The sequence below is a fragment of the Methylobacterium sp. D48H genome, assembly GCF_053345715.1.
Window position 1 is genome coordinate 1 of the sequence record NZ_JBKFAP010000119.1, and the last position, 327, is coordinate 327.

Annotated in this window: 1 protein-coding gene; it reads right to left on the reverse strand. The window is 78.9% G+C overall.

Translation table 11 applies throughout. The features are described from left to right. A partial coding sequence (locus ACLBX8_RS31740; protein WP_447716417.1) for a hypothetical protein occupies positions 1 to 327 on the reverse strand: 327 nt, incomplete at both ends.

Genomic DNA, 327 nt, shown 5'->3' on the forward strand with positions numbered 1-327 from the left:
GGCCGCGATGGCGTCGGGGGCCTCCTGGCCGCGCCCGTCCACGAGGTCGCGCAGGCCGGCCTGGGCCTCCTCGAACAGGGTGTGGAGGCGCTGCGTGCGGGCGTCGAGGGTGGCGGAGAGCTGGCGCTCGCGGGTCTCCACCAGCGCCGAGACGGCGGCGGGCGCCTCCTCCAGCACCGCGCGGAGGGACTGGATGCGGGCGTCGACCGCGGCGGCGAAGCGCCCGCCGCCGCCCTCGACCACGCCGTGGAGGGCCGACTGGGCCTCCTCGAACAGGGTGCGCAGGGCCTGGGCCCGGGCGGTGAGGGTGTCGGCAAGGCGGGTGCC